Here is a 5814-nt window from a genome sequence, read left to right on the forward strand (position 1 = left end):
CGTTCGCGATCCGCCCCGGCGAGACGCTGGCGCTGGTCGGTGAATCGGGCTGCGGCAAATCGACCACCGGCCGCTCGCTCGCGCGGCTGGTCGCGCCGCTGGCCGGCCGCGTCGAGGTGGCCGGGCGCGACATCGCGCCGCTCGAAGGTGCCGCGTTGCAGGCGCTGCGCCGCGACATCCAGTTCGTGTTCCAGGACCCGTACGCCTCGCTCGACCCGCGCCTGACCGTCGGCTACAGCGTGATCGAGCCGCTGCTGATCCACAAGCTGATGCCGCAGAAGCAGGCCGAGGAGCGCGTGCGCTGGCTGCTCGAGAAGGTGGGCCTGCCGGCCGAGGCGGCGAACCGCTACCCGCACGAGTTCTCCGGCGGGCAGCGCCAGCGCATCGCGATCGCGCGCGCGCTGGCCCTGAACCCGAAGGTGGTGATCGCCGACGAGGCGGTGTCGGCGCTCGACGTGTCGATCCGCGCGCAGATCGTCAACCTGCTGCTCGACCTRCAGCAGGAGTTCGGCATGGCCTACCTGTTCATCTCGCACGACATGGCGGTGGTGGAGCGCATCAGCCACCGCGTCGCGGTGATGTACCTGGGCCAGATCGTCGAGATCGGCCCGCGCCGCGCGGTGTTCGAGAATCCGCAGCATGCCTACACGCGGCGCCTGCTGGCCGCGGTGCCGGTGGCCGACCCGACGCGCCGCCGCCAGCGCGAGCTGCTGTCCGACGAGATCGCGAGCCCGGTGCGCGCGGTCGGTGATCCGCCGACGGTGGCGCCGCTGCAGCAGGTGGCGCCCGGTCATTTCGTGGCACGTCACCCGGTGGGTGTCGCACTCTGATTTTCTTGTTCTGCTCATTCAAAGCCAGGAGTACTTCGATGAACCGACAACAGCTCTCCCGAATCGCCGCCGCGCTGGCACTGGCCGGCACCGCGCTGGCCGCCCATGCGGCGAAGGACATCACCATCGCCGTCGCGTCGACCTTCACGACCACCGACCCGTACGACGCGAACGACACGCTGTCGCAGGCGGTGGCCAAGTCGTTCTACCAGGGCCTGTACGGCTTCGACAAGGACATGAAGATGGTGCCGGTGCTGGCCGAGAGCCACACCGCCAGCAAGGACGGCCTGGTCTACACCGTCAAGCTGAAGAGCGGCATCAAGTTCCACGACGGCACGCCGTTCAACGCCGAGGCGGTGAAGGCCACCTTCGACCGCGTGACCAACCCCGACAACAAGCTCAAGCGCTACAACCTCTACAAGAACATCGCGAAGACCGAGGCGCTCGATGCCGGCACGGTGCGCTTCACGCTGAAGGAGCCGTTCTCGCCGTTCATCAACACGCTGGCGCACCCGTCGGGCGTGATCATCTCGCCGGCGGCACTCGCGAAGTACGGCAGCAAGGGCATCGCGCAGAACCCGGTGGGCACCGGCCCGTTCAAGTTCGTCGAGTGGAAGGCCACCGACTACCTGAAGGTCGAGAAGTTCGACGGCTACTGGAAGAAGGGCTACCCGAAGGTCGACAGCATCACCTGGCGTCCGGTGGTCGACAACAACACGCGTGCCGCGGTGATGCAGACCAACGAGGCGCACTTCGCGTTCCCGGTGCCGCCGGAGGCGGTCGAGACGCTGTCGAAGAAGCCGAGCCTGGAGGTGACCGCATCGCCGTCGATCATCCAGCGCTACCTGTCGATGAACGTGCAGCAGAAGCCGTTCGACAACCCGAAGGTGCGCGAGGCGATCAACTACGCGATCAACAAGGACGCGCTGATCAAGGTGGCCTTCTCCGGCTACGCGATTCCCGCCGAGGGCGCGCTGCCGCAGGGCGTCGAATACGCCACCAAGCTCGGCCCGTGGCCCTACAACCCGGCCAAGGCGCGCGAGCTGCTGAAGGAGGCGGGCTACCCGAACGGCTTCGAGACGACGCTGTGGTCGGCCTACAACCACACGACGGCGCAGAAGGTGATCCAGTTCGTGCAGCAGCAGCTGGCCCAGGTGGGGATCAAGCTGCAGGTGCAGGCGCTCGAAGCCGGCCAGCGCGTCGAGCGCGTCGAGAGCGCGCAGGACCCGGCGACCGCGCCGGTGCGCATGTACTACGTGGGTTGGTCGTCGTCGACCGGCGAGGCCGACTGGGCGCTGCGCCCGCTGCTGTCGTCCGAGTCGTTCCCGCCGAAGCTGTTCAACACCGCGTACTACAAGAACGAGGTGGTCGACAACGCGATCGCGAAATCGCTGGTGACGACCGACAAGGCCGAGAAGGCACGGCTCTACACCGAGGCACAGAAGCAGATCTGGAAGGACGCGCCCTGGGCCTTCCTGGTGACGGAGCGGCTGGTGTCGGTGCGCGCGCGCAACCTGGCGGGCTTCTACGTGATTCCGGACGGCAGCTTCAACTTCGACGATGTCGAGTTGAAGTGATCGAATGGTCGTCTATCTCGTCAAGCGCCTGCTGGGGCTGCTGCCGACGCTCTTGATCGTCGCGGTGCTGGTGTTCGCCTTCGTGCACCTGCTGCCGGGCGATCCGGCGCGGCTGGCGGCCGGCGTCGATGCCGGCCCCGAGACGGTCGAGCTGGTGCGCCGCGACCTCGGGCTCGACCTGCCGCTGCCGCAGCAGTTCGTGCGCTTCTTCGGCCATGCGCTGCAGGGCGACTTCGGGCTGTCGATCCGCAGCAAGCGGCCGGTGTCCACCGAGATCGCCGAGCGCTTCGGCCCGACCTTCTTCCTGACCCTCGCGGCGATGGGCTGGTCGGTGCTGCTCGGGCTGGTGCTGGGCGTCGCGTCGGCCGTCTGGCGCAACCGCTGGCCTGACCGGCTCGGCATGACGCTCGCGATCTCGGGCATCTCGTTCCCGTCGTTCGCGCTCGGCATGGTGCTGATGCAGCTGTTCTCGGTGCAGCTCGGCTGGCTGCCGACGGTCGGCGCCGACAGCTGGCGGCACTACATCCTGCCGTCGCTGACGCTCGGCGCCGGCGTGGCCGCGGTGATGGCGCGCTTCACGCGCAGCTCGTTCATCGACATCCTGAAGGAAGACTACGTGCGCACCGCGCGCGCCAAGGGCCTGGGCGAGCTGCCGGTGGTGTTCAAGCACGGGCTGCGCAATGCGCTGATCCCGGTCGTCACGATGATGGGCCTGCAGTTCGGCTTTTTGCTGGGCGGCTCGATCGTCGTCGAGGTCGTCTTCAACTGGCCCGGCATGGGCCGGCTGCTGGTCGACGCGGTCGAGATGCGCGACTACCCGCTGATCCAGGCGCTGGTGCTGCTGTTCTCGCTCGAGTTCATCCTGATCAACCTGCTGGTGGATGTGCTGTACGCCGTCATCAACCCGACCATCCGCTTCCAGTGAACACGACCCCTCCCACCACGACGCCTCCCCCGGGGCCACCCGTTTCACCCGGCGCGGTGCGCACGCCGGCCTCCGAGTTCTGGCGCAAGTTCCAGCGCCAGCGCGTCGCGCTGGTGGCCGGCGCGTTCGTGCTGCTGCTGGTGCTGGTGGCGGCGTTCGCGCCGTGGCTGGTGCCGTTCGATGCCGAGAACTTCTTCGACTACGACGCGCTGAACACCCCGCCGTCGGCGAAGCACTGGTTCGGCGTCGATTCGCTCGGGCGCGACATCTTCAGCCGCATCCTGATGGGCGCGCGCATCTCGCTGGCGGCCGGCTTCATCTCGGTGGCGGTGGGCGCGGTGATCGGCACGCTGCTCGGGCTGCTGGCCGGCTACTACCAGGGCTGGTGGGACCGCATCGTGATGCGCATGGCCGACGTGCTGTTCGCGTTCCCCGGCATCCTGCTGGCGATCGGCATCGTCGCGATCCTCGGCAACGGCATGATCAACGTGATCCTCGCGGTCGCGGTGTTCAGCGTGCCGGCCTTCGCGCGGCTGGTGCGCGGCAACGTGCTGTCGCTGAAGCACCAGACCTACATCGAGGCGGTGCGCTCGATCGGCGCCTCGGACACCGTGATCATGCTGCGCCACCTGCTGCCCGGCACGGTGGCCTCGGTGGTGGTGTACCTGACGATGCGCATCGGCACCTCGATCATCACCGCGGCGAGCCTGTCCTTCCTCGGGCTGGGGGCGCAGCCGCCGACGCCGGAGTGGGGCGCGATGCTGAACGAGGCGCGTGCCGACATGCTGAACGCGCCGCACGTCGCGCTGTTCCCGAGCCTCGCGATCTTCGTCACGGTGCTGGCGTTCAACCTGCTGGGCGACGGCCTGCGCGACGCGCTGGATCCGAAGCTGGACAAGTTCTGATGGAGCTGTCGGCGCTCGGCGCACCGCGCGTGGGCAGCTTGCCCGCGGGCGCTCTGGATGCGATCACCGACGTGCAAGGCGTCGCGTTCGGCCACTGCACGCTGGCCGACGGCGCGACGCAGACCGGCGCCAGCGTGCTGCTGCCGCAGCCGGGCAACCTCTTCCTGCACAAGCTGCCGGCCGGGCTGGCGGTGATCAACGGCTTTGGCAAGAGCCTCGGGCTGATGCAGGTGCAGGAGCTCGGCACGCTCGAATCGCCGATCGCACTGGTCAGCACGTTGGCAGTGGGCACCGCGGCGACGGCGCTGGTGCGCGACGGGCTGGCGCAGAACCCGGAACTCGCGCGCAGCCTGCCGACGCTGAACCCGCTGGTGTTCGAGTGCAACGACGGCTGGCTGAACGATGCGCGCACGCTGGCCTTGCAGGAGTCGCACGTGGCGCAGGCGCTGGCGGCCGCGCGCGAAGGGCGGGGGTTCGCGCAGGGCAGCGTGGGCGCAGGGCGCGGCATGTCGTGCCATGGGCTGAAGGGCGGCATCGGCAGTGCGTCGCGCCGCGTCGCGTGGCAGGGGCGTGAGTTCAATGTCGGTGCGCTGGTACTGGCGAACCAGGGCCGGCCCGAGGCGCTGACGATCGCCGGGCGGCGCATCGGGGCACAGCTGCAGGCGCGTCTGGTGGCTGAAGAGGGACCGGAGCGCGGCTCGATCATCGTGCTGCTGGCGACCGATGCCCCGCTGGATGCGCGGCAGCTGGGCCGCGTCGCGCGCCGTGCCGCGGCCGGGCTGGCGCGCACCGGCTCCGACTACGGGCACGGCAGCGGCGACATCGCGCTCGCGTTCAGCACCGCGTGGCGCGTGCCGCAGCTCGCGGACGAGCCGATGCCCGCTGTCGCGATGCTGCACGAGAGCGCGCTCGACGGCCTGTTCCAGGCCGCGGCCGAAGCGACCGAGCAGGCCATCGTGCATGCCTTGTTCGCGGCGACCACGGTGACCGGCCGCGACGGCCGCACCCGCCGCGCGCTGACCGATGTGGCGCCCGACTGGCGGGCGCTGATGATGACTTCTTGAGAGGGCAAGGATGAAGACCCCGACGATCCTGGTGGCCGTGGACATCGAAGGCGTGGCCGGCGTGTGGCGGCCCGAGCAGACGCAGGCCGGCAACGGCGACTACGAACGCGCGCGGCGCTGGATGACGCAGGAGGCCGATGCCGCGGTGCGCGGCGCCTTCGCGGGTGGGGCCGGCGCGGTGCTGGTCAACGATTCGCACGGGCACTTCGGCAACCTGCTGGCCGACGAGATCGATCCGCGGGCGCAGCTGATCCAGGGCAAGCCGCGGCAGCTCGGGATGATGGCCGGCGTCGACCAGGGCGTCGACGGCGTGCTGATGATCGGCTGGCATTCGCGCGCGAAGACCCGCGGCGTGCTGGCCCACACCACCAGCAGCTTCGCGTTCTCGCGCGTGTGGCTGGGCGGGCTGGAGCTCGGCGAGATCGGTTTGTATGCCGCGCTGGCTGGCGAGTTCGGCGTGCCGGTGCTGATGGCCAGCGGCTGCGACGTGATGGCCGCCGAGGTGGCGGCGTT

Annotated in this window: 6 protein-coding genes; all 6 read left to right on the plus strand. The window is 69.4% G+C overall.

From position 1 onward, the window contains the following. On the plus strand, positions 1-830 hold an 830-nt coding region (locus tag AC1D01_RS17935), incomplete at its 5' end, for an ABC transporter ATP-binding protein (RefSeq protein ID WP_477868603.1). Positions 831-868: 38 nt separating this feature from the next. Next, on the plus strand, positions 869-2407 hold the full coding sequence (gene gsiB / locus AC1D01_RS17940) for a glutathione ABC transporter substrate-binding protein GsiB (RefSeq protein WP_477868605.1): 1539 nt from the start codon (positions 869-871) through the stop codon (positions 2405-2407). 4 nt (positions 2408-2411) lie between these two features. Beyond that, entirely contained in the window at positions 2412-3332 is a 921-nt protein-coding gene (gsiC, locus tag AC1D01_RS17945; RefSeq protein WP_477868607.1) for a glutathione ABC transporter permease GsiC, read from the plus strand. Next, positions 3329-4237, plus strand: a complete 909-nt coding sequence (gsiD, locus tag AC1D01_RS17950) for a glutathione ABC transporter permease GsiD (RefSeq protein WP_477868609.1) — start codon at positions 3329-3331, stop codon at positions 4235-4237. The genes gsiC and gsiD overlap by 4 nt, the downstream gene beginning before the upstream one ends. Beyond that, entirely contained in the window at positions 4237-5301 is a 1065-nt protein-coding gene (locus AC1D01_RS17955; RefSeq protein ID WP_477868611.1) for a P1 family peptidase, read from the plus strand. Before gsiD ends, AC1D01_RS17955 begins: the two co-directional genes overlap by 1 nt. A 10-nt stretch (positions 5302-5311) precedes the next feature. Beyond that, positions 5312-5814: M55 family metallopeptidase (locus tag AC1D01_RS17960; protein ID WP_477868613.1), on the plus strand; the 503-nt coding region annotated here is incomplete at its 3' end.

It is taken from the genome of Rhizobacter sp. P3_B12, from assembly GCF_056402895.1.

What these genes read in the sequence shown, in the direction of transcription:
- gsiB (WP_477868605.1), top strand. Translation starts at nt 869, where the DNA reads ATGAACCGACAACAGCTCTCCCGAATCGCCGCCGCGCTGGCACTGGCC.
- gsiC (WP_477868607.1), top strand. Translation starts at nt 2,412, where the DNA reads ATGGTCGTCTATCTCGTCAAGCGCCTGCTGGGGCTGCTGCCGACGCTC.
- AC1D01_RS17955 (WP_477868611.1), top strand. Translation starts at nt 4,237, where the DNA reads ATGGAGCTGTCGGCGCTCGGCGCACCGCGCGTGGGCAGCTTGCCCGCG.